The organism is Bacillus hominis (assembly GCF_018332515.1).
In the GTDB taxonomy this organism is placed as follows: Bacteria; Bacillota; Bacilli; order Bacillales; family Bacillaceae_G; genus Bacillus_A; species Bacillus_A hominis.
Map to the genome: position 1 here is coordinate 1 of NZ_BOQD01000703.1, position 250 is coordinate 250.

General features: G+C 49.2%; 1 protein-coding gene. It reads right to left on the reverse strand.

The genetic code is table 11. From position 1 onward, the window contains the following. On the reverse strand, positions 1-250 hold a 250-nt coding region (locus KI356_RS29025), incomplete at both ends, for a hypothetical protein (protein WP_212937095.1).

The window sequence follows — 250 nt, forward strand, 5'->3', positions numbered from 1 at the left end:
CTATAGCTGTAGCGCCAACACCCTGTGCGCTGGCGTCGTTGAACGCTAAGCCGTCGTCGTTAGTACGCACATAGTTAATACCCGCACCGTGTTCTTGGATATAGGTTGCGTCGGTGTTACCAGCGAGCTGATTGATAATTTGGGTGTTCTGCTCAATCATCATATTCGTCGCATTCAACTGAGAACCGTTCACTGCATCGGTACTGTCCTCACTAATACTGCCATTAGCGACATTAGTGATGATGCTGGC